At 36.9% G+C, this 22,516-nt stretch carries 27 protein-coding genes; 22 read left to right on the top strand and 5 right to left on the bottom strand.

Annotated features, from left to right (window positions below; genetic code table 11):
• Positions 1 to 148 precede the first annotated feature (148 nt).
• The 5 genes from MKY88_RS15255 to MKY88_RS15235 all read left to right on the top strand — a co-directional run bounded on the left by MKY88_RS15255 (position 149) and on the right by MKY88_RS15235 (position 6,368).
• Positions 149 to 2,719 carry a vitamin B12-dependent ribonucleotide reductase gene (locus MKY88_RS15255; protein WP_069481938.1) on the top strand — a complete coding sequence of 857 codons (2,571 nt, stop codon included), beginning with the start codon at positions 149 to 151 and terminating at the stop codon, positions 2,717 to 2,719.
• 226 nt (positions 2,720 to 2,945) lie between these two features.
• Positions 2,946 to 4,145, top strand: coding sequence for a hypothetical protein (locus MKY88_RS15250; RefSeq protein WP_340814054.1), 1,200 nt, complete (start codon positions 2,946 to 2,948; stop codon positions 4,143 to 4,145).
• Between the two features lie 384 nt (positions 4,146 to 4,529).
• Positions 4,530 to 5,468, top strand: a complete 939-nt coding sequence (locus MKY88_RS15245) for an alpha/beta hydrolase (protein ID WP_340814053.1) — start codon at positions 4,530 to 4,532, stop codon at positions 5,466 to 5,468.
• Positions 5,469 to 5,679: 211 nt separating this feature from the next.
• Positions 5,680 to 5,886, top strand: a complete 207-nt coding sequence (locus tag MKY88_RS15240) for a helix-turn-helix transcriptional regulator (protein WP_008181842.1) — start codon at positions 5,680 to 5,682, stop codon at positions 5,884 to 5,886.
• Positions 5,886 to 6,368, top strand: coding sequence for a hypothetical protein (locus MKY88_RS15235; protein ID WP_340814052.1), 483 nt, complete (start codon positions 5,886 to 5,888; stop codon positions 6,366 to 6,368). The genes MKY88_RS15240 and MKY88_RS15235 overlap by 1 nt, the downstream gene beginning before the upstream one ends.
• Positions 6,369 to 6,500: 132 nt before the next feature.
• On the opposite strand, the gene MKY88_RS15230 is transcribed toward MKY88_RS15235, so the two are convergent.
• The gene (locus tag MKY88_RS15230; protein ID WP_069481935.1) at positions 6,501 to 7,472 is read right to left on the bottom strand and encodes a DUF1385 domain-containing protein; all 972 of its coding nucleotides are present in this window, start codon (positions 7,470 to 7,472) and stop codon (positions 6,501 to 6,503) included.
• A 109-nt stretch (positions 7,473 to 7,581) separates the two neighbouring features.
• On the opposite strand from MKY88_RS15230, the gene MKY88_RS15225 reads away from it, so the two are divergent.
• From MKY88_RS15225 to accC, 12 genes are all read left to right on the top strand, one after another.
• A complete protein-coding gene (locus MKY88_RS15225; protein WP_328200313.1) occupies positions 7,582 to 8,007 on the top strand; it encodes a hypothetical protein in 426 nt (141 codons plus the stop codon).
• A 63-nt stretch (positions 8,008 to 8,070) separates the two neighbouring features.
• On the top strand, positions 8,071 to 8,505 hold the full coding sequence (gene aroQ, locus MKY88_RS15220; RefSeq protein ID WP_031417397.1) for a type II 3-dehydroquinate dehydratase: 435 nt from the start codon (positions 8,071 to 8,073) through the stop codon (positions 8,503 to 8,505).
• 2 nt (positions 8,506 to 8,507) lie between these two features.
• Positions 8,508 to 9,569, top strand: coding sequence for a M24 family metallopeptidase (locus MKY88_RS15215; RefSeq protein ID WP_008179857.1), 1,062 nt, complete (start codon positions 8,508 to 8,510; stop codon positions 9,567 to 9,569).
• Between the two features lie 17 nt (positions 9,570 to 9,586).
• Positions 9,587 to 10,144: an elongation factor P gene (gene efp, locus MKY88_RS15210; protein ID WP_008179859.1), complete on the top strand. Its 558-nt coding sequence runs from the start codon at positions 9,587 to 9,589 to the stop codon at positions 10,142 to 10,144.
• A 206-nt stretch (positions 10,145 to 10,350) separates the two neighbouring features.
• The gene (locus MKY88_RS15205) at positions 10,351 to 11,358 is read left to right on the top strand and encodes an NAD(P)H-dependent flavin oxidoreductase (protein ID WP_340814051.1); all 1,008 of its coding nucleotides are present in this window, start codon (positions 10,351 to 10,353) and stop codon (positions 11,356 to 11,358) included.
• Positions 11,359 to 11,448: 90 nt separating this feature from the next.
• Positions 11,449 to 11,658 carry a hypothetical protein gene (locus MKY88_RS15200; protein WP_012295089.1) on the top strand — a complete coding sequence of 70 codons (210 nt, stop codon included), beginning with the start codon at positions 11,449 to 11,451 and terminating at the stop codon, positions 11,656 to 11,658.
• 5 nt (positions 11,659 to 11,663) lie between these two features.
• Positions 11,664 to 12,041, top strand: coding sequence for a hypothetical protein (locus MKY88_RS15195; RefSeq protein ID WP_054612968.1), 378 nt, complete (start codon positions 11,664 to 11,666; stop codon positions 12,039 to 12,041).
• A gap of 12 nt (positions 12,042 to 12,053) precedes the next feature.
• Positions 12,054 to 12,965 carry a stage III sporulation protein AE gene (locus MKY88_RS15190; RefSeq protein WP_025116078.1) on the top strand — a complete coding sequence of 304 codons (912 nt, stop codon included), beginning with the start codon at positions 12,054 to 12,056 and terminating at the stop codon, positions 12,963 to 12,965.
• 207 nt (positions 12,966 to 13,172) lie between these two features.
• Positions 13,173 to 13,592: a hypothetical protein gene (locus MKY88_RS15185; protein WP_069481930.1), complete on the top strand. Its 420-nt coding sequence runs from the start codon at positions 13,173 to 13,175 to the stop codon at positions 13,590 to 13,592.
• A complete protein-coding gene (locus MKY88_RS15180) occupies positions 13,593 to 14,147 on the top strand; it encodes a SpoIIIAH-like family protein (RefSeq protein ID WP_008179871.1) in 555 nt (184 codons plus the stop codon).
• A 199-nt stretch (positions 14,148 to 14,346) separates the two neighbouring features.
• Positions 14,347 to 14,844 carry an acetyl-CoA carboxylase biotin carboxyl carrier protein gene (accB, locus tag MKY88_RS15175; protein WP_193832536.1) on the top strand — a complete coding sequence of 166 codons (498 nt, stop codon included), beginning with the start codon at positions 14,347 to 14,349 and terminating at the stop codon, positions 14,842 to 14,844.
• Positions 14,845 to 14,857: 13 nt separating this feature from the next.
• Positions 14,858 to 16,225 carry an acetyl-CoA carboxylase biotin carboxylase subunit gene (accC, locus tag MKY88_RS15170; RefSeq protein ID WP_328200323.1) on the top strand — a complete coding sequence of 456 codons (1,368 nt, stop codon included), beginning with the start codon at positions 14,858 to 14,860 and terminating at the stop codon, positions 16,223 to 16,225.
• Positions 16,226 to 16,681: 456 nt separating this feature from the next.
• Here accC and MKY88_RS15165 read toward each other — a convergent pair whose 3' ends face one another.
• On the bottom strand, positions 16,682 to 17,206 hold the full coding sequence (locus tag MKY88_RS15165) for a GNAT family N-acetyltransferase (RefSeq protein ID WP_144787516.1): 525 nt from the start codon (positions 17,204 to 17,206) through the stop codon (positions 16,682 to 16,684).
• Between the two features lie 190 nt (positions 17,207 to 17,396).
• Here MKY88_RS15165 and MKY88_RS15160 point away from each other — a divergent pair, with 190 nt between their 5' ends.
• The 3 genes from MKY88_RS15160 (at position 17,397) to MKY88_RS15150 (ending at position 18,492) form a co-directional block, all read left to right on the top strand.
• Positions 17,397 to 17,564, top strand: a complete 168-nt coding sequence (locus tag MKY88_RS15160; RefSeq protein ID WP_186321086.1) for a hypothetical protein — start codon at positions 17,397 to 17,399, stop codon at positions 17,562 to 17,564.
• Between the two features lie 64 nt (positions 17,565 to 17,628).
• Entirely contained in the window at positions 17,629 to 17,955 is a 327-nt protein-coding gene (locus MKY88_RS15155; RefSeq protein WP_340814050.1) for a nucleoside triphosphate pyrophosphohydrolase, read from the top strand.
• Between the two features lie 126 nt (positions 17,956 to 18,081).
• Positions 18,082 to 18,492, top strand: a complete 411-nt coding sequence (locus MKY88_RS15150) for an Asp23/Gls24 family envelope stress response protein (RefSeq protein ID WP_036126940.1) — start codon at positions 18,082 to 18,084, stop codon at positions 18,490 to 18,492.
• 90 nt (positions 18,493 to 18,582) lie between these two features.
• Here MKY88_RS15150 and MKY88_RS15145 read toward each other — a convergent pair whose 3' ends face one another.
• The 3 genes from MKY88_RS15145 to MKY88_RS15135 all read right to left on the bottom strand — a co-directional run bounded on the left by MKY88_RS15145 (position 18,583) and on the right by MKY88_RS15135 (position 20,945).
• Entirely contained in the window at positions 18,583 to 19,752 is a 1,170-nt protein-coding gene (locus MKY88_RS15145; protein ID WP_340814049.1) for an MFS transporter, read from the bottom strand.
• A 177-nt stretch (positions 19,753 to 19,929) separates the two neighbouring features.
• Positions 19,930 to 20,766 carry a MerR family transcriptional regulator gene (locus MKY88_RS15140; RefSeq protein ID WP_193832534.1) on the bottom strand — a complete coding sequence of 279 codons (837 nt, stop codon included), beginning with the start codon at positions 20,764 to 20,766 and terminating at the stop codon, positions 19,930 to 19,932.
• Positions 20,767 to 20,777: 11 nt separating this feature from the next.
• The gene (locus tag MKY88_RS15135) at positions 20,778 to 20,945 is read right to left on the bottom strand and encodes a DUF2197 domain-containing protein (protein ID WP_083244710.1); all 168 of its coding nucleotides are present in this window, start codon (positions 20,943 to 20,945) and stop codon (positions 20,778 to 20,780) included.
• A 211-nt stretch (positions 20,946 to 21,156) separates the two neighbouring features.
• Here MKY88_RS15135 and nusB point away from each other — a divergent pair, with 211 nt between their 5' ends.
• Together nusB and folD are read left to right on the top strand one after the other, a co-directional pair.
• A complete protein-coding gene (nusB, locus tag MKY88_RS15130) occupies positions 21,157 to 21,540 on the top strand; it encodes a transcription antitermination factor NusB (RefSeq protein ID WP_008179889.1) in 384 nt (127 codons plus the stop codon).
• Positions 21,541 to 21,571: 31 nt separating this feature from the next.
• Entirely contained in the window at positions 21,572 to 22,429 is an 858-nt protein-coding gene (gene folD / locus MKY88_RS15125) for a bifunctional methylenetetrahydrofolate dehydrogenase/methenyltetrahydrofolate cyclohydrolase FolD (protein ID WP_193832533.1), read from the top strand.
• Positions 22,430 to 22,516: the final 87 nt, after the last annotated feature.

Raw genomic sequence — 22,516 nt, 5'->3', positions numbered from 1 at the left:
GCTATTACAAGTAGTTCTGATTCTATTGAAAAAAGCAAGAGTTGAATTGAAAATCTATATATAGTATCTTTTTAAAAGACATATACACAATATGTAGTGTTTAACAACACATGATATTGTGTATTTATTTTGTAAGGGAGGCAAAACGATGGTACTCACAAATCATCAACCCGATGTAAACAATCAATTTGAACAGTTAAACAAAGATATCGAACAATTCCCGCAGGTACACCCTGTAACGCCTGATATGCATATCACGCACAAAGGTGTATCAAGACTTGTCATGATCGATCGCTACTCGTTTAAAGACACAGAAAAGAAAACACTGAAAGCCGGTGACTTTGTTGTTTTAACGGTAAAAGCTGATCCAAAATTCCCTGCACGTGGTTTAGGGACAATTCAAAAGCTGGACATGACTACAAAAACAGCAGATATTTTGATTGAGGAAGATTATCGTAGTGCTTTAGACGATCCAAAAGAGCAAGAAACGGGTGTGATTACGCGTTCAATTGACGTGCTAGAGAAGCCTCTTGAGATTTTTTATGAACAAATCGCTAAACGAAATGCAACAGGACTGGCGGTTGTTGAAAAAACGCCAGAAAAACGCCAAGAATGGTTTGAAAAATTTTATGAGCAATTAGTGTCCTTAAAGTTCATTCCAGCAGGACGAGTAATATACGGAGCAGGATCTGAAACAGATGTAACATTCTTTAACTGTTACGTAATGCCTTTTGTCGCTGATTCACGTGAAGGTATTAGTGATCACCGTAAGCAAGTAATGGAAATTATGAGCCGTGGTGGTGGAGTAGGAACAAATGGTTCCACATTACGTCCACGCAACACACTGGCACGTGGTGTAAACGGTAAATCATCTGGTTCTGTTTCTTGGTTAGATGATATTGCTAAATTAACACATCTTGTAGAGCAAGGTGGCTCACGTCGTGGAGCACAAATGATTATGCTTGCCGATTGGCATCCAGATATTGTGGAGTTTATTATTTCGAAAATGCAAAACCCACGTATTCTGCGTTACCTAATTGAAAATACAACGGATGAAACAATCATTCGTCTAGCTAAAGAAAAATTAAACTTCAAGCCACTTTCTATGCAGGAAGAAGCTATGTATCAAGGCATTGTAAACTATAAAAGCATTGAAGGTTTAGGTGGATTTGATACAGCAATTATTCGTGAGGCTGAAAATAAATTACGTGATGGTGGCACATATACTGTTCATAACTCAGAGTTCTTAACGGGTGCAAACATCTCCGTAACATTAACAAAAGAATTTATGGAAGCTGTTGAAAACGATGCTGATTTCGAACTGCGTTTCCCAGCGGTTGAAGAATACTCGAAAGAAGAAATGCACGCTTACAACACAGAATGGCATAATGTAGGTGACGTTCGCGAATGGGAGAAAATGGGTTATAAAATCCGCACATATCGCACGATCAAAGCGAAAGAATTGTGGAATTTAATTAACGTATGTGCAACATACTCTGCAGAGCCAGGAATTTTCTTTATCGACAATGCGAATGATATGACGAATGCAAAGGCATATGGTCAAAGCGTTGTAGCAACTAATCCATGTGGGGAACAGCCACTTGCGCCATACTCAGTGTGTAACTTGGCAGCAGTAAACCTTGCACAATTTGCAAATAAAGACAACCAAACTGTAGATTACGAAGCACTACGTGAAACGGTTCGTGTAGGCGTTCGTATGCAGGATAATGTTATTGATGCAACACCATATTTCTTAGAAGAAAACCGTGTACAAGCACTAGGTGAGCGTCGTGTTGGTTTAGGCGTAATGGGCTTAGCTGATTTACTCATTTATTGTGAGAAAGAATACGGTTCTGAAGCAGGTAATGCTTTAGTCGATGAAATCTTTAAAACAATTGCTGAAACAGCGTATGAGGCGTCTACAGAGCTTGCTAAAGAGCGTGGAAGCTTCCCATTCTTAGTAGGTGCTACGGACGAAGAAACAGCTCGTTTACGTAAAGCTTTTACAGAAACAGGCTTTATGCAAAAAATGCCTGCTCACATCAAGGAGCAAATTTTAGAAACAGGTATCCGTAACTCGCATTTATTAACGGTTGCCCCAACTGGTTCAACAGGAACAATGGTAGGCGTAGCAACAGGTCTTGAGCCATACTTCTCCTTCACTTACTATCGTTCTGGTCGTCTAGGTAAGTTTATTGAAGTAAAAGCTGAAATTGTAAAAGAATATTTAGATCGTCATCCAGAGGCTAATGAGCAAGAGCTTCCAGAATGGTTTGTAACGGCAATGGAGCTAAAACCAGAGGCACATGCTGATGTACAATGTATTATTCAAAAGTGGATTGATTCATCGATCTCTAAAACAGTAAATGCACCAAAAGGCTATACTGTACAACAAGTTGAAAAAGTATACGAGCGACTATATAAAGGTGGCGCTAAAGGTGGTACGGTCTATGTGGATGGTAGCCGTGATTCACAGGTACTTACGCTAAAAGCTGAAGAAAATGATATGGATCAATTATCATTTGAAGAAGAATTAGTAGAAGAACATACAAAACGTCCAGTCGTATTAGTTGATACGATTCAAGCACTAGAGTCCACGACGGTAATTGGCTCGGACGTAGGAAATACATGTCCAGTATGTCGTAAAGGAACAGTCGAAGAAATGGGCGGCTGTAATACATGTACAAACTGTGGCGCACAGTTAAAATGCGGCCTGTAAAATCGTAGAAAATGCTATCTTGTAGCTTTAAATAAAGCCATGATGAAACACCCCTTAGATTATTTTAATCCAAAGGGGTGTTTTTATGTCTTAACGAACTTTGGTTGTAATGCTGGCATTGGCAAATCAATAAAGTTTGTAGTCCGATATTGAATATCAATAGTAAAAGGAAATTTTTCATTTCAAATAGAATATATATATTGAATTAATAGATGGGGGATAAAAAATGAATAACTATCTTAACAGAATTTCTCAAGACTTAATAAATTCAAATTTGAATCACTATTGGTCAGGATTTCAATCGGTTGCTTACGCACTATATGATAAAAATTATGTTTATTTATTTAACCATCCTAGAATGAAAAGAAGTGAACAAAATCATTATCAGATTTTTAATTGGGATGAGCGATTTATAGGTTGTACACTTATTCTCTATAATGATTATCCAACAGCAATTGTAAATATGGATTTGTGTGAGAATTATGAAAGTTTATATTCTCTTCTTGTCCATGAACTGTTCCACGGTTTTCAGTATGTGAAAGGTGAAACGCGGTTTGCAGATGAAATTTTGGGAATTACATATCCGTTATCAAAAGAAAATGTGGAATTACGAAATCAGGAAAGAATCAACCTTTTTAGTGCTGTGCTAGAAAACAATATTATTAAAAAGAAACTATATCTTAATACGTTCATTGCTCTTAGAGAAAAAAGGGCTAATAAGTTCCCTAATAATTTATTATATGAAAGCTTAATTGAAACAATTGAAGGACCCGCGTGGTATGTTGAACTCAAGGCTTTCGCAGAAAAAACTCCGATAGCTTACGAATCCGTTTTAAAAAAATATGGGCAAAACCTAAAGGACAAATATGAGTCCACATCTAATATACGGAAGAGTTGTTATAGTTCAGGTTTGTTTATGTGTTTGTTACTAGATGAGTTTTCACCAGGTTGGAAAGAAAGTTTTTGGGGGGAAGAGGAAACATTATACGATATAATTAAACAACTTTCGGATAATTTGGTAAAAATAAATCAGGTAGAAATAAGTTCTGAAACAGAAGAAGTAATTAATTTTGCTATAGAATGTAGAAAAACTACATTTGAAAGCTTTGAACAACAAAAAGGAATTCATTTATTTATTGAAGGTAAAATAGATGCTAAATCTTTTGACCCGATGAATATCGTCTCATTCGAATATAAATTTTTACATAAAAATTTTCTAAAAGTAAGAATTAACAATGAAGAATATCTTGTACAGCAACCTGTAATTGCCTATTGTAAAGATCAGCTTCAAAATATCATTAAATTACATCTGATCCTAAAGAATAATCCTATTAAAAATGCCGATTCACTTACAATTGATGGAATAGGAGTAATCAAGGGAATGTATCAGAAACACGAAAATGTTTTGTATCTATATGTAAATTAGGACCATTTCTTTGTTAACTAATAAAATAATCAATCTATCTTTAATACAGTTAGTAAAAATAGAAAAAAGCTGTCATTTTGATCAATCTTCTTTAAAATGACAGATTTTTAAATACGTATAATTAAGGGATATTAATAATCAACATTCATTGTACTCAGCATTATTTCTTCAAAGAAGAGGATAGATATGTTATTTAACATGCAAATTTGAAGGAGTATACGCCAATATGTGGAATTAAAATAATGTCCGATCTATTGTAATAAAGTTTGACGACAAGACCTATTTTGTAAAGTACTTGCTAATGACTTGTTCATTTTAAGGCTTGTTTGTTAAGGGTTCTCATACATCCACCTAGGTGAAAAAATGTTGAAAGGGGAGAAAGAAATGAGTGTAGTAATTTTTAATGGAGTGCGTTCTGAAGAAAGTGTTCAATTTGAAAAGTTGTTATTTTCCCAGAGTAATAAAATGAGTTTTTCTAGTGTTGAAAATGCTAAACAGTTCATCGAACAAAGAGCAACTGTGAATAATCAGCCTTATGTCATTGGAGAAGATGTTCAATTTTTAAGTGTTAGGGACGAACAAACTTTTGAGGATATGCAAGTTTTTACATTAAATGATCAAAAGTCCTCGAAACAAAAAGTGATTCTCTATATTCATGGTGGCGCTTGGACGAATCAACCGTTAAATTTACACTGGCTGTTCATGGATAAAATGGCGCAAGCATTACAGGCAAAAGTTATTGCTCCGATTTATCCAAAAGTACCTCATTTTAACCATAAGGATACGTACCAAAAAATGCTTCATCTATATAATAGAATTTTAGAGACGGTTGAAAGCTCCAGTCAATTAACTATTATAGGAGATTCTGCAGGAGGCAATATAGCACTTGGTTTGGCCCAGCTTTTAAAGCAAAACCATTTGCCGCAGCCGCAAGATATTATTTTACTCTCAGCTTGTGTTGACCTAAGTCTAGAAAATCCTCTTATCCCTGAATATGAAGAAAAGGACCCTATGCTTGCTAGTGAAGGAATGGGAGTCATCACAAACATATGGGCAGCTGATAAGGATTTAAAAGACCCATTGATTAGTCCAATTTATGGTGATTTTCAGGGTCTAGCGAGTATTACTCATTTTATTGGTACCCATGAAAGTTTATATCCAGATGCAGTAAAGTTTGATGAACAACTAAGCGAGCAAGGGATTGATATTACAACCTTTGTTTATCCTAAAATGAACCATGTGTTTGTTGTCATGCCCATCCCCGAAGCACTAGACGCTCAACAGAAAATTATAAACATTATTCATAGTAAAGTGTTGAGATAGAGTGTGGAGATTCCAAGTGTGTTTTGATTTTTCAAAACACGCTTTTTTTATTTACTGTTATAATAGACTGATTTTTACTCTAAACCCCTCACATCTCCATTGTTTAAACGAAAATTAAATTGTAAAGCTAGCTTGACATACCAAAAGATGTAAAGTAAACTTTACTTATTACTAAATGTACAGTTTACTTTACATTTAATGAGGAGGCATTATGAAAAATAGAATTCGTGAATTGCGGAAATCGAAAAAGATTACGCAGGAGGATTTGTCTAAGGTAGTTGGTGTCTCACGACAATCTATCATTGCAATTGAATCGGGAAAATTCAATCCATCATTAGAGCTTGCCTACAATATTTCAAAAGCGTTCAACTGCACGATTGAGGAAGTTTTTATTTTCGAAGAGGAGGGAATGGCGTAATGGAATTTTCTATAGGGGGTATTTTGGGACTGTACGGCGGGATGATTTTTGGCATCCTTGGCTGGTGGTTCGGAAGGAAGAAAGCGAAGAAAAATAGAGGCTTAGATGAAGTACACGACCATATTTGGCAAAAGGCGAAATCTTATTCATGGTATTTGACGTTAGCAGCAATTTATATTTTCTTTTCTTTAGTAGTGTTTGGGATTAAATTAAGCACTGCCATGGTTTTAGCTGTACTTTTATTTGTACACTTAGGGAGCTGGGCGATCATTGGGCTCATTTTGACTATTAACATGTACAGTCCAATACCTTTTAAGCCTTCTTATGTGAAGTTAGGTATAAGCATCAATGTCGCATCTATACTTATTTTTACCATTATCTCGATCATAACAAATAATTGGCTGTTTTTATTATTCAGTATTTTACCTAGTATGATGGGTATATTTACTGCACTTACAGTCAATAGGAAAGATTTTAAGTAAGTTAAGTTGTACGTTTCACCCCTTTGGATAGGTTTATCTAGCTACGATTATAACATTTAAAAGAAAAATGCAAGGCTAGCATCTATATAAAAAAAGGCAGGTCCAACAACATACGTTGGGACTGCCTTTTACTTAATCATGATTTAATGTTGCTGCAATTTCTGGTTGTTGCTCTACTTGAAGTAGCATATTAAAGGATGCAATGGCAACTTCCACTTGATCATCCTTAGGTTCGCGAGTTGTTAGCAATTGAAGCCATAGACCAGGATAGCCAAGGAATCGTAATACAGGGATATTACGGCAAGCATTTGTCGCCTGTAATACTTCAAATGATATTCCTAGTACTACTGGAATTAATAAAATACGATCTAAAATACGTAGCCACAGCGGGTCAGTTGGCACAAAGAAATATAAGAACATGCCGACAAAGACTGTGAAAAGAATAAAGCTACTACCACAACGATAGTGTAGACGTGATTGTGCTTGGACGTTCTCAACTGTAATGTCTAAACCAGCTTCATAGCAGTTGATGACTTTATGCTCCGCTCCATGGTACTGAAATACTCGTTTGATTAGAGGCGTTAACGAGATAAAATATAAATATGTGAGCAGTAATAGTAGTTTAATACCGCTTTCTAGTAAAATTTGGCCTGTTTTTCCTTCAATCCATTTAGAGAAAAAATCAGCTATAAAAACTGGAATTAGTGTAAAGGCAAATTTTCCAAATAAAAAGGAAAGAATACCTACTACAGCAACGCCAAGTATCATTTGAAGTTTGGATCCTTCTTCTTTATTATCTTCTTCTTCACCAGGTACTACGTCATAACGATCCCCTGCAAATTGCATATGACGAGAACCTAAGCCTGCTGATTCAATCAGCGCGACAACGCCACGAACAAATGGGATTTTTTTAAGCTTTTGTAAAATAGGCTTTTGTACTTTTTTAAAATGATAATAATCAATGGAATCATCGTTACGACGAATGGCTGTAACTGTATGATCCTTTCCTCCGAACATCACACCTTCTAATTGTGCTTGTCCCCCGTATACAGGTGAATTGCTCAAGGCTAACACCACTCTCTTTATATATTTCAACTGTACCATTGTACTAAATTTAGTCAAAAACCTCTACAGTTACGCATAGTAAATTTTCTATATGGCTACACTAATCGTACATTTTAGGAAATGATTAGTGGGCAAAGGAGGAAATATTGTGAAAATAGGGACAATAACATCACTTGTAAATGCTCTTGTTTTAGCCTTGTGCTTAAAAGGTTTGCATTATTTTAATCTTATTAAATGGCATCCAATTGGGTTTTATAAAAAATGGGGATGGTTTGAAGAAAGCTCTAATTTATTTCACTGGACCTTCTTTATATTTCTTCTATTCATCATCGGATTGTTTGTATATATGACTATGCGCTATGTCTATGTCATTCCAGCGGTCTTTTCTTCGCTACTGCTAGGGCTTTTTGTGACGATTTTATTAGAGTGGATTGCATTAGATTTACCATTACAACTTTCTTCCTTTAAAAAACTTTCGATTCCATTCATAGTTGTCGTGGTTTGCCTTTTACGCTTCTTGTTAGAAACAGCCAATTTTCATCAGAGGGAGCATACGGCGCAAAAAGGAAATTAGTTGCTGTATGCGCCGTGTATGATAAAATAAATGGCAAGTACATAGAAAGAGGCGAATAGAAGCGTGAAGTTATTATGTTTGAATGGACCTAACTTAAACCGACTTGGAAAAAGAGAGCCACATATTTATGGACATGAAACATTGGATGATGTTAAAGAAAATGTTCAAAATCTTGCGGCTTCTTTAGGTGCCACAGTTGAATTTCGTCAATCCAATCACGAAGGGGTACTTGTGGACTGGGTGCATGAAGCAGAAGACGAAAAGTATGATGGCATTATCTTTAATCCTGGTGCATATACCCATACAAGCATCGCGTTACATGATGCCATTGCAGGGATTACGGTGCCAGTAATCGAAGTACATATTTCCAATATCCATAAACGTGAGGCTTTCCGTCATCATTCCTATCTTGCTCCGGCCTGCCTTGGTCAAATTTGTGGACTAGGTACGAAAGGCTATGAACTGGCACTACGTACATTTATCGAGAGGGAGAATTGATTATGTTGAAATTACAAAAGCTACGTAAAGCACTTCAAGAACAAAACATCGATGGTATTTTAGTTACGAATGGGTATAACCGCCGCTATATGACTGGTTTTACAGGGACAGCGGGCGTAGCAATTGTGTCCCAAAATGATGCTGTGTTTATTACAGATTTCCGATATACAGAACAAGCTGCCGCACAAATTCAGGACTTCCGAATTGTTAAGCATGAAGCAACGATTATTGAAGAAATTGCTACACAAGTAAAGAATATGGGCATCAAATTACTGGGCTTTGAGAGAGATACTGTAAGCTATGGCACATATGAACTGTATAAATCGAACATTCAAGCTGATTTAGTGCCGATTTCTGGGCTAATTGAAAAAATTCGCTTGATTAAGACGGAACAAGAGATTAATATTATTAAGGCTGCGTGTGAAATTGCAGATCACGCATTTACACATATTTTAGGCTTCATCAAGCCTGGTAAAACAGAGCTTGAGGTTTCGAATGAATTAGAATTTTTCATGCGTAAACAAGGAGCGACTCAGTCTTCGTTTGACATAATTGTTGCGTCTGGTCTTCGTTCAGCATTACCACACGGCGTTGCAACGGATAAAGTGATTGAAAAAGGCGACTTTGTTACATTAGACTTTGGTGCGCTATACAATGGCTATATTTCGGATATTACACGTACTGTGGCTGTTGGAGAACCATCTGAAAAATTAGTAGATATGTACAATGCAGTCCTTGCTTCTCAGCTGTTAGCACTTGAAAAAGTGGGTCCTGGATTAACAGGTATTCAAGCGGATGCTATTGCACGTGACTACTTAAAAGAAAAAGGATATGGCGAAGCATTCGGTCATTCTTTAGGACATGGTATCGGTCTTGAAGTACATGAAGGCCCTGGCTTATCGATGCGTTCTGATGCAGTGCTAGAGCCAGGTATGGCCGTGACGATTGAACCAGGTGTTTATTTACCAGGTATCGGTGGTGTCCGTATTGAGGATGATATTTTAATCACTGAGACAGGGAATGAATTACTCACACATTCGTCAAAAGAACTCATTATTTTATAAACTTTGGAGGAACACAAATGATTTCAGTAAACGATTTCCGTACAGGTCTAACAATTGTTGTTGATGGCCAATTATATCGCGTGTTAGATTTCCAACACGTTAAACCAGGTAAAGGTGCTGCTTTCGTACGTTCTAAATTACGTAACCTACGTAACGGCTCAGTAAATGAAAAAACATTCCGTGCTGGTGAAAAAGTAGAAAAAGCACAAATCGATAACCGTAAAATGCAATATCTATATGCACAAGGTGACGACCATGTATTCATGGACCTAGAATCATACGAGCAAACTGAACTAGCTTCAGCAGCAATCGAGTATGAATTAAAATTCCTAAAAGAAAACATGGAAGTTCATATTCAATCTTACCAAGGTGAAATGCTAGGTGTTGAATTACCAAACACTGTTCAATTAGAAGTAACTGAAACAGAACCAGGCATTAAAGGCGACACAGCTTCAGGTGGTACTAAACCTGCTACTCTTCAAACAGGTCTTATTGTACAAGTACCTTTCTTCGTAAACCAAGGTGATGTACTAATCATTAACACTGAAGAAGGCTCTTACGTTTCTCGTGCTTAATTATTAATGATAATCAACCTACTCTTTTTTATTGAAAGAGTAGGTTTTTATTTTTTTCTTATACATTTCTTGTGAAACAATCGGGACATTGTGATAATGGATAGAGAAACAGGCTCTTTTTTTCTTGTCTCCCTCCAAGTTTCTATCATCAGATAGATGGTCATTATTGGGAGAAATGTCTACAATAATCGTAAGGAGTGAGAGTTATGCTACAAACAATACTAGATAGTCAACATCCAATCATTCAAGCACCCATGGCAGGTGTAACATCACCTAAATTCGTGGCAGCTTGTACAGAGGCAGGATTATTAGGCTCTATAGGTGCAGGTTACTTAGATGGTGAACAGACAAAGCAATTTATTCAGGAAGTGAAGAAGCTAACGACAAAACCTTTTGCGGTCAATCTTTTCGTACAAGAGGAGCCGCAAATTGATATCGAGGTTTTACAAAAGGCCCGCATGGCACTCCAACCTTTTTATGATGAGCTTGGACTATCGCCTGTACAAAGCGTTGTATCCAAGGAAGTTTTTGCAGGACAAGTACAAGCGGTTATTGAGGAGAATGTGAAGATCTGCTCCTTTACATTCGGTATTCCTTCAGCGGAGGTGCTCCAACAGTTAAAGGAACACGGGGTATATACAATTGGTACAGCTACTACATTAGAGGAAGCTCAGTTAGTTGAGCAGGCTGGCATGGACGCGGTGGTCCTACAAGGTGGAGAAGCTGGTGGTCATCGAGGTTCCTTTACAGCACCACTCCAATTAATCCCTTTATATGACCTACTGCAGCAGGTAGCGGGGAACATAGCTATTCCTATTATCGCAGCGGGTGGCCTCGTAACGAAGGAGGATATTCAGAAGGCTTTAAAGAGCGGTGCACAGGCAGTGCAAGTGGGGACGGTTTTACTGGTGGCAGAAGAATGCGAAATTTCTCCGCTTTATAAAAATGCGGTATTGGCATCAAAAGAACAGGAAACGACCATTACGCTCGCATTTACGGGTAAACCTGCTAGGGGCTTAGCAAATGATTTTACTAACCGTATGAAGGATGCGACAGTTGCACCTTATCCGTTGCAAAATTATTTAACGACAACCATTCGTAAGGAAAGTGCTGAACAGGGCAATGCGGAGTATTTATCGATGTGGATGGGTGAAAATAGCCATCTTGTACAGCACACTGGTACGGTCAAAAGTATTGTAGATAAATGGCTATAAAATTTTTAGATAGAAGATCTCTATACAGCTGTATAGAGGTCTTTTTTTTTGTAGAGCGACATATATTGCTGTACACGAGGGGGCGTAGGAATGGAATTACAAGACGTATTAAGAGTTGCTGGAGTGGGACTAGTAGTTGCGCTTCTTCATGTTTTCTTCGATCAAACAGGGAAGAAGGAATTTTCATTTTTCCTATTTTTCATTGCCTACTTATATATGACAGCAGAATTACTCCGATTTTTACGTCTATTTTTTAACGAAATACTCACATTCTTTCAATGGCTGACATCATCCGGGTAGGGTAAATGGAAATTGTTATCGTTGCTGTTGTCATGCTGCTTTTATTATTGCTGATAAAAGAAGTCATACAGCCACTCCACGCGCTAATAAGTGTGATGTTTTCGTTTTTGCTTTTTGGCATGCTGTTCTCGACACTTTTATTGCCCTTCGTCAAGCAACTTTTAGAAACGCTTGCGTTTTTGCCTTATGCAAAGGCTATTTTAATTAGTGCAAGTATGTTCTATGTTGGGCAATGGGTGTCATTGCTGCTTGTAGAACATAACTATAAAGTGCTCGGGAACATTGTTTTTGCAGCAGTAAAGATTGTTATTTTATTGTATTGGTTCAAAGAATTTTTGGCTGTTTTACAGGAGGTGTCGGCCATTTTACAAAGGCTAAACTAAGGAGCGAAGCCATTGCAGGAGCAAATACTATCGTTTTTAATCGACCCATTCTTTCTCTTGCTCAAGATGACACTGTTGCTTTGTAGTTATGTCATCATTATTTTAATCATCAACATGATATTACCAGAATTTGAAAAAGGGACAAGAATCCTTTTTTTTCTAATTGTGTTAGCTACGATAGGACCAGTTGTTGTTAAATCTTTTACATTAATTGATGAAATTGCACAAGGACTAGCCCATTTATTTACGGCGTTTTATCCTATTTTGACTTCAAGCTTTATGTTATCTAGTAGTATTACAGCCATTGCATCCTGGCAACCTTTTTTACTGTTTTTTGTACAAGTTCTCACAATTATTAGTAGTAAGTGGCTTATTCCAGGTGTTTTGTTAGCCATTGTTTTTGATGTATGTAGTGTGATTGTCAAGGAAATATCTTTTACACGGATCGCGGATTTGATTCGCTTTACCATTATGAGTATCGTTTCTGCCTCTGTTATTTGCTACGTCCTATTGATGACTGCAGGAGGAGTGGCAGCGTTTAGCGTTAATGCAGCTGTAGCTGAGCCAGTCAAAAAATTAATCGAAGAAAATATTCCGGTGGTTGGTTCGTTTATAGTTGATAGCTTTTCGATGTTTCAGCATATGACACAATTCACATCCTCCCTTACTAGTATTAGTGCCTTCATTGCTGTTATTACCGTATCGTTTATTCCAACAGTTCAACTTGTTGTCAGTGCCTATTCTTTAAAAATGCTTGCTGCTATTTTAGAACCAATTGCCTTTGATGATATTTGTAGACTACTAGATCAAATAAGTAAATCCCTATTTACCTTATGTGCTGTATCATTTTTGATTGCCTTTTCATTTATGTTCTCTTGTTTTTTCCTCATTGTGTTCGTACAAGTTATGGCAGGGGGGAGATAGATTGATTCTTTTATTGGCATTGCTCTTTGTTTGTCAGATATTTGTGTTTCTAACGGATGATAAGGAAATAATTTCACTTACAAAATTGGTCATCACGTTAGTATTTTTGCAATTGCTATTAAAGATTCCATTTATCAATTCATAGGAAGAAACAAGCGTACATACACTTGAAAAAGAGAAGATGAAAGGAGGCAATGTACAAGTGATGTGGAAAAGACACGAAAAAAAACAACGTCATTAATGGTTTTAATACTGGTAGCTGCCTCCGTTGGTATTTTCATCATTTTGCCTATGTATCAAACGAATTCACCGAACGACAAAGGTTCACCGCTCACTAATGAAGAAAAACTTGAGCAAACACTGAAAGCAATGCAAGGTGTTGGGGAGGTTAAAGTCTATTTTTATTATGGAGAGATGACAGATGATCAAGATGCCAATAAACTATTCAGCCAATATTTTCGAGGGACTGAGCAAGGCGCGAAAAACGTAACAGGAATGCTAGTTGTTTCAGAAGGTGCATCCGATATCTTTGTGAAAAATGAAATTCGTGCAGTCGTCAGTCAAGTGATGCAGTTGCCGATTCATCGAATTATTATTGTTCCAATGGAAAATAAGGAGGAAAAGTAAATGCGCGTACGTAGAAGAACAGTTTGGTTTATGACATTATTAAGTTTAGTAGCAGTCATTTCAGTGTATTATTTGGTTGATCCAGCAAAACAGTTCAATGGACTTACTATTTTTACAGATGATACATTACAACAAACAGCTGTAAGTGGTGTTACAGATCAAAAAGCAACGAATGATGTGACACAAGAAGTTTCTTCACCGAGTCATTTATTTGAAGAAATGCGTATGCAAGTTAGTGATGAGAGAAGTCAACTTCGTGAGCAGTTAACACAAAAAATTGCTTCAGAAGAATCTTCCGCTGACGAAAAAAATGAGGCATTCAATGAAATGGATGGTCTTATTAAACGAGAATCAGCAGAAGCGATGCTTGAAATGCTCATTAAATCATTAGGTTATTCTGATGCATTTGTTCGTGCTGAAGGAGAAAAAGTGTCTGTTACAGTCATGGCTGAAGAATTATCAAAGTCCCAAGCAAATGAAATTATATACTTAGTAAGAACAGAGATGGAAGGCGCAAATGATGTACAAGTAAAGTTCAGCGCGAATAATTATTAAAAGTATAGAAAATAATAAATTTTTAGTTTATTTATAGAGCGTTGTTATATATCAGCGTTATGAAAAGGCTTTCGCTTAGTAAAGGAAAGCCTTTTATTTTGTTCATATTTACTTAATTTTCATTTAACTGTTTCAAATTGATTCGAAAAAATATAAAATAGTTATTGTAGTAGATTTTATTTCATAAGGAGAGTTAGAAATGTTCAAAATTCAAGAAATTCGCGAAATTATTAAATTAGTAGATTCTTCTTCAATTGACGAGTTTGTGTATGAGGTAGATGGCGCAAAAGTTAAGTTAAAAAAGAATAATATTGTTGTTACAGAAACTGTAGCACCTAAAAAAGAAGTAGTAGCACCTGTTGTACAACAATCTGCACCAGCAGAAGCTCCAGTAGCAGCGTCAGCTAAAGTGGAAGAAGCACCAGCTACAGCGGCACCAGCGATTAACGACCCATCGCTACATAAAATTGTATCTCCAATGGTCGGTACTTTCTATCAATCACCAAACCCAGATTCACCAGCTTACGTAAAAGCAGGCGACAAAGTAGGGAACGAAACAATTGTATGTATCGTAGAAGCAATGAAATTATTCAACGAAATTGAAGCAGAAGTGCAAGGGGAAATCGTTGAAGTACTTGTGAAAGATGGCGAATTAGTAGAATACGGCCAACCATTATTCCTTGTAAAAGCTGAGTAAGGAGTGCAAATCCATGAAAAAAGTTTTAATTGCAAACCGCGGCGAAATCGCTGTGCGTATCATTCGTGCTTGTAAAGAGTTAGGCATACAGTCAGTTGCTGTGTACTCTGAAGCAGATGCAGACGCATTACATGTGAAATTAGCAGACGAAGCCTACTGTATTGGACCGAAGCTATCGAAAGATTCTTATCTTAGCTTCCCAGCTCTACTTAGTGTAGCTGAAAAAACAGGTGCTGACGGTATTCACCCAGGCTATGGCTTTGTGTCGGAAAACGCTGATTTTGCAGAAGCTTGTGAAAACGCTGGCATTAAATTTATCGGTCCATCATCTGATTCCATTAAAATTATGGGTATCAAGGACGTAGCACGTACAACAATGGAAGCAGCAGGAGTTCCGCTTGTTCCTGGTACTGGTATTGTGCCAGATATCGAAACAGGTAAAGAATGGGCTGCTAAAATTGGCTATCCTGTGATCATCAAAGCAACTGCTGGTGGTGGCGGTAAAGGCATTCGTGTAGCACGTACAGAAGAAGATCTTGTCAAAGGTATTGATATTACGCAAAAAGAGGCTGCTGCTGCATTCGGTAACCCTGGCGTGTATTTAGAGAAATTCATCGAGTACTTCCGTCACTGTGAAATCCAAATTTTAGCGGATGGCTATGGTAACGTCGTGCATTTAGGCGAGCGTGACTGTACTGTTCAACGTCGTATGCAGAAGTTAGTAGAGGAAGCTCCATCTCCAGCTCTTTCTTCTGAACGCCGTGCTGAAATGGGTGCAGCTGCCGTAAAAGCAGCCCAAGCCTGTGACTATGAAGGTGCTGGAACAATTGAGTTCATTTATGACTATCAAGAGGACAAGTTCTACTTTATGGAAATGAATACTCGTATTCAAGTAGAGCACCCAGTAACAGAAATGATTTCTGGTGTAGATCTTGTACAACAACAATTAAAAATTGCATCTGGTGAAAAACTACCTTTCACTCAAGATGATATTCAATTAAATGGTTGGGCTATTGAATGCCGTATTAATGCAGAAAATGCCTATAAAAACTTCATGCCTTCAGCAGGAACTGTTGATACGTATGTAACGCCAGGTGGCTATGGTGTACGTATTGATTCTGCTGTCTATGCGGGTTATACAATTCCACCATACTATGATTCAATGGTGGCAAAACTGATTGTTCATGCTAATACACGTGAAGAGGCGATTGCGAAAATGAATCGCGCGCTAAGTGAATTTGAAGTATCTGGTCCTGGAATCAATACAACCATTCCATTCCACCAAGCACTCATGAACAATGACGTGTTCAAATCAGCGCAATTCAATACGAAGTTCCTTGAAGAGAATGATGTATTGGGTGTTGCAGAAAAAGCGAAGTAAGCGTTCGCTATTTTAAAAACCTCTAACTTTTACAGTTGGAGGTTTTTTGTTTATCTAGAAAAGATCAGCGTACAAGGGACTTTGATTTAGAAGATATGACAGAAGCTATACAGTTACCAAGCTTTGATGGTACGTTTAAAGAGGAAGATACGATGCTCATTACTCCACCAAAGCTAATGATTGATGTAGCTGAATGACATGAGGCTAAGAAAGGTGTAGAAATTAATAGTGCTTTGTTAATTATGAAAGAGCAAATGCGTCTGTCAGGCGTTCGTTAGGTGACAATCAGCGAATATAGTTATACTTTTAAACGTTTAGTGGATGATTTGTTCAAGTGGATTAATCTCACTGTTGATTGTGAGAGCATAGCAAAAGGACTTGTGTGTAATGAGGTTGAATCATACTCACAAGCCATGATGGCTATTGTTTTGAATGTCGAATGGTTGATCATAGTCCCTATTTTAGTTTTTCCAATACCCTATCAATATCATTCCACACATAGACGTATTCTTCTAACACTTTTCCACCAATATTAATTTGCACCGTTTTCACATATTCCGCTCCGTAATATTCATAGAATAAACGTGTTTTATTTTCTGCTAATACTTCTACAAATATTGATTGATACCCTTTCTGTTTAAAATACATAAATAACTCTTTCAATAAAAGTTTTCCAATCCTTTTGCCTTGATATTCTTCTAGTAGGTAAATCGAGGTTAAGTCACTTGAATTACGTTCAACGTTTGTTTCTCTAGTTGAAGCAACTGCAAAGCCAACAATTTCTCCAATTTCATTTTCAGCGACAAGAACATAATTATCTTCTCTGTTGATATTTCCTTCCCATAATTTTTCTCGTTGTTCATAGGATAATTTATCTAAAAAACTATCAGGAATAATATTTTTATAGGTTGTTCTCCAACTGTCAACATGGACCTTTCCAATACCTTGTGCATCTTGAATTGTTGCTGTTCTAATTTTCATCTTCATTCCCCCATCATATTTCTATCTTTTCCTTAAATAACAGAAAATTCTTTTTATTTAATAACATAACATATTAGAGTGATAGTTGGTAGTTAAATGGAGATTGCAAAATCTTGTAGATGTGTTCGAAGCGACTGTAACACCTATGAGCGTTCTTATGATTGATTTGAAAGCATAAAAAGGACTAGCTATGAGATTCATCATTCACGAAAATCCTATTCTTATTAAACTAAGCGCAACAACAACCATTCCTTACCACCAAGCACTCATGAATAATGATGTCTTTAAATCAGCACAATTCGAAACGAAGTTCCTTGAAGAGAATGCTGTATTGGGTGTCGCAGAAAAAGTGAAGTAAGCATTCGTTTTTTGTTTATACCATCGTATAATTTGGGTAGAGCAGTTGAGGTGGGGGGATCAGTATGCCTATATATAGTAAGCTAATAAGAGATAATATTTTAGTAATAATGGATGCAAAAGGTGTAAATTATCGTGCACGTACTCTAGAACCAAATGAGCTTTTAATGGAAGTGAAAGCAAAAATGCTCGAGGAAGCTAGGGAGTTTCATGAAGCTATTACTGTACAAGATGAGGTTGAGGAATTAGTAGATATTTTAGAGCTAGTACATACAGCAATCAGTGCACTAGGTGTGAGCTATGAAGAGCTTGAGGCATTCCGTATTCAAAAGAAAATAGAGCGCGGAGGCTTTGAGAAGGGGATTTATTTAATAGATGTTCAGGATCAATAATAATTATTTCATAAAGCTTCTTTATAAATTATAACGGCTTTCGACAGCCAAACCTTCCTTTTTATAGTATAATAAGCGTAAGTACAGCATTTGTTTGTGATGTGTAAGGGAAAGGATGATATTTGTATGGCAGAGAAAGTAGGACAATCTTTCGTACAACCAACACCTTCTGGAAAAGAAGAGCTTGGAAAAATTGAAGTAGCGGCAGAGGTTATCGAGGTTGTGGCAGGGATCGCAGTAAATGAGGTCGAAGGCATTGCTGCAACACGTGGTAATATTGCGACAGGTGTCGTGGAACGTTTCGGTAAAAAGGTACACAATAAAGGGATTAAATCAGGTGTAACAGAAACGGGTGAAATCGCTATTGATGTATTTTGCTCTGTGAAATATGGATATGCCATTCCTAAGGTAGCGAAGGAAGTACAAACACAGATACGCCAAGCTATTTTTAATATGACAGCACTCGAAACTGCAGAAGTAAATGTGCATATTACAGCGATTCATTTCGAAAAAGAAGAAACTGTGGTACATGAATAAAACTAAAAGGATTGCCCGTAGATGACATTAATCTGTGGGCAATCCTTTTTTAATTTGGAAATTCATTCATAATATGGTATCGCTGTTCGTTTATAATTCAATATGCTTTGGTTTTCTCCAGAATAACGCAAGGATGACTCCAATCACTAAAACAATTGTGGCAAAGTAATATGGATAGTTCAAGTTAATATCGAACAATATCCCGCCTAAAATAGGACCGAAAATATTACCAAGGCTTGTAAACATAGAGTTCATACCACCCACAAACCCTTGCTCATTGCCGGCAATTTTAGATAAATAGGAAGTGACTGCTGGACGAATTAAATCGAAACCAACAAAAATAAAGAATGTGACAAATAAAATGGCAAAATAATGATTCACGATAGTCATAGCAAAAGTCAAGACCGCTGAAAGGATCAGTGAATAGCGAATGACATTAATTTCTCCCATTTTCTTTGTCAGCCAATCAAAAAGTAATAATTGTGCCAATGCACCTACAATCCCACTACCTGTAATAATAATGGCGATATCTGATGGCGTAAAGGCGAATTTATGGTCGACGAATAAACTAAATAATGATTCGAATGCAGCTAAGCCGAATGATAGGACGAAAATAAGAATAAATGGAATGAAATAAAGCGGGCTAAATACTCGCTTGGCACTCCCTAAAATTGATGTTGGTGTATCTTCCTTATCTCCAGCACGTGTTGGTTCTTTTAGAAATACCAATGAAAAGATTGCTGCTACAAGACCTAGGACACCTGCCGCATAGAAAGGAACACGTGTACCATATTCGGCTAAAAACCCTCCGATCCCAGGACCAATTATAAAGCCTGTACTAATGGCAGCACTCATATAGCCAAGGGCTTTCGGGCGTTGAGATAGTGTTGTAATATCGGCAATATAAGCAGTGACGGCTGGCATAATGAAGGCCGCACTCACGCCACCTAACATTCGAGAAATAAAGAGGACTTCAATGGAACGTCCCAATCCAAATAAAAACTCAGAAAGTCCAAAAATAAAAAGCCCTGCAACAATCATGACTTTGCGGCCAATATTATCGACTAACTTACCAGCAATGGGTGACACGATCAGTTGCGTAATAGCAAAGGCTGCAACCATATAACCAACGACAGAGCCTGAAATATGAAGCTCATTCATGATGGTTGGTAAAACAGGGATGACTAAACCAATACCTAAAAAGGCAATGAATAGATTCGATAGTAAAATTGCTAATGTTATATTTTGCTTCTTGCTCATAATGTTCTCCTTTTATTCGTTCACGATACATGAAATTGACATTCTACTAGAATATTTCCATGTAATACGATAAACCCTATAGTAACTATAGGGTCAAAAGATTTGTTTTCAATTTGATGATTTTTTATCAGTTTGGAAATTAATGTGGAGAGTTATACATAACCGGAAAGCGTATCTTTATTGTTTTTTCCGAATCTTTAATTCAACAATGAATTTCTTTTCATGCTCTAAAGTAAGGGTTGCAGGCATATACAGTTCATAAACTTGAGATTCAAAAGTTTCTGACTGAGCCATGACATAATTCCTTAATTTTTCATAAAAAGAAAAGTAGGTATCCGGGTGGTAGATAAATGCAATACAGACAAATGTACCAGCAGGTATAATTGTTTGCTCAATATTTGACGATAGCTTCGAAAATATTCGCTCTGTTAATAGAGGGGTGAAAATGGCATCATAAATAATTGCATTCACATCTTCATAGGGAGCGAGCGGATATATACAACCATAGCGACTATTTAATACACTGCCTTCCTTCTCAATAATTTTTGTAAGTGTTGCGTAATATGTATTGGTACTAGAAGTTGGAGTTAATTCGCTAGTTGTCACTTGTAGAATGGGCATTGCTTCCTCTACCTGTATATACACCTCACCAAAGAAGGGGATATCAATTTGTTCTTGTAATTGCTTTTTGGTTTTTAATAACGTGTTTTTAACTTCATTCAAGCGTGAAATTTTATTATCAATTCTTAGCTCCTGCTGAGCAAAAAAGTCAAGTAGTTCTTCAGACGTTAATTTGAGCGCTTTTTTTATATCCTCTAGCGAAATGCCAATATATTTAAGTGATTTAATGATATCTAAATAGAAAATTTGACTATCTTTATAATAGCGATAATTGGTATAAGTATCGGTATATGCGGGCTTAAATAAATCGATCTGATCATAATAGCGTAAAGTTTGAACGGATAGATTGGACAGCTTGGCAACCTCACCGATTGTATAATAATGTTCCTTCATAATGGCCTCCACTAGTAGTAGCTAAAGAAGTTTCGGATGGCATCAAAGCGAATTTTATGCTTGCACTCTTCGCAATAAAATAGGTGAGCTTTACGTTCTTTCATTTGTTTATATTGTACTTCACCTTCTTGGAGCTTGAATGGTTTTTTACAGCTTGTGCAAATAGCTTCATATTGCATTGTGAACACCTCTGAAGATTCTTTCAATTTTCTTTATTATAACATTTTGTGAATTAAACAATCATTTTGGAATGCTCAACACGAATTGTTAGATGCGCAAAAAGTTTCTTGAAAAAGGTTTCAGATTATTGAAAACTTGCTTGAAATCGTGTTTCTCGGGCGATTTTATGCTATTATAAACCTTAATGCCACTTAAGAAGGAGAGCTTTACATGAAACGACATGAAGCACGCGAAAAAGCGTTGCAAGTTTTGTTTCAGCTAGACAATACAGATTTAACAGTTGAAGAAGCAATGGGTCATATTAAAGGCCAACCGACAAATGCCTTCTACGAAAAAATTGTTACTGGAACAGCTGAACATTTGGAGGAGATTGATGCTACATTAGAACAGCATCTTGAAAAGTGGTCACTTGCCCGTTTACCCAAAATTGAGAGAACTGTTTTACGCCTAGCTGTATACGAGCTGTTATACATGCCAGAAACACCAAAAAGAGTAGTACTAAACGAAGCAATCGAGTTATGTAAAACATTTGGCGATGATAGTTCATCTAAATTCGTCAATGGTGTACTTTCTAAATTTACAGAACAAGAATAATGTGTTGAATTGGAAGGAGTAACGAAGGTTTATGTCAAGTGCAATTATTAATGGTAAAGAGATTGGTCAAGAAATTCGTAATGCTGTAGCAGAGCGTGTAATTCGTTTAAAAGAACAAGGGTTAACACCTGGTTTAGCGGTTGTGTTAGTTGGGGACAACCAAGCTTCAGCTACATATGTGAGAAATAAACAAAAATCTTGTGAAGCAATTGGTATGTATTCGGAACTGATTAAATTGCCAGAAGAAACGACGCAAGAGGAATTATTAACACAAATTCAACAATTAAATCAACGTGAAGATATTCACGGTATTTTAGTACAATTACCACTTCCAAAACATATTGATGAGGATAAAGTCATCGCGACAATTGCTGTCGAGAAGGATGTTGATGGCTTCTCACCTGTCAGTGTTGGGAAAATGATGCTTGGCCAAGAAACATTTTTACCTTGTACTCCTTTTGGCGTAATGAAGCTTCTTGAGTATTCAGGAATTGAAATTGCAGGAAAACATGCTGTAATCGTAGGACGTAGTCATATTGTTGGTAAGCCAATGGGGCAACTACTATTGCAAAAAGATGCTACGGTTACGTATACACATTCCAAAACGCCAGATTTACCTTCATTTACAAAACAAGCGGATATATTAATTGCTGCTGTTGGACGTGCAAACTTTATTACAAAAGAGCATGTGAAAGAAGGGGCTGTTGTAATTGATGTTGGCATTAATCGTGATGACAATAATAAATTATGCGGCGACGTAAACTTTGCTGAAGTAGATGGTTTAGCGTCTCATATCACACCTGTACCAGGCGGTGTTGGACCGATGACCATCACAATGTTACTATTCAACACTGTACAAGCAGCTGAAAATAAGCTTGCTATTAAATAGCCTTTTCAAGGAGTCATCTCAATATCGTGTTGGGATGACTTTTTTTATGGATCGATTCCAGAACTTTTATGCTATTTTTGACGTCTA

Origin of the sequence: Lysinibacillus sp. FSL R7-0073 (assembly GCF_038009065.1) — a bacterium.
Classification (GTDB): domain Bacteria; phylum Bacillota; class Bacilli; order Bacillales_A; family Planococcaceae; genus Lysinibacillus; species Lysinibacillus fusiformis.
This window is presented reverse-complemented; position numbering and strand designations above follow the sequence as displayed.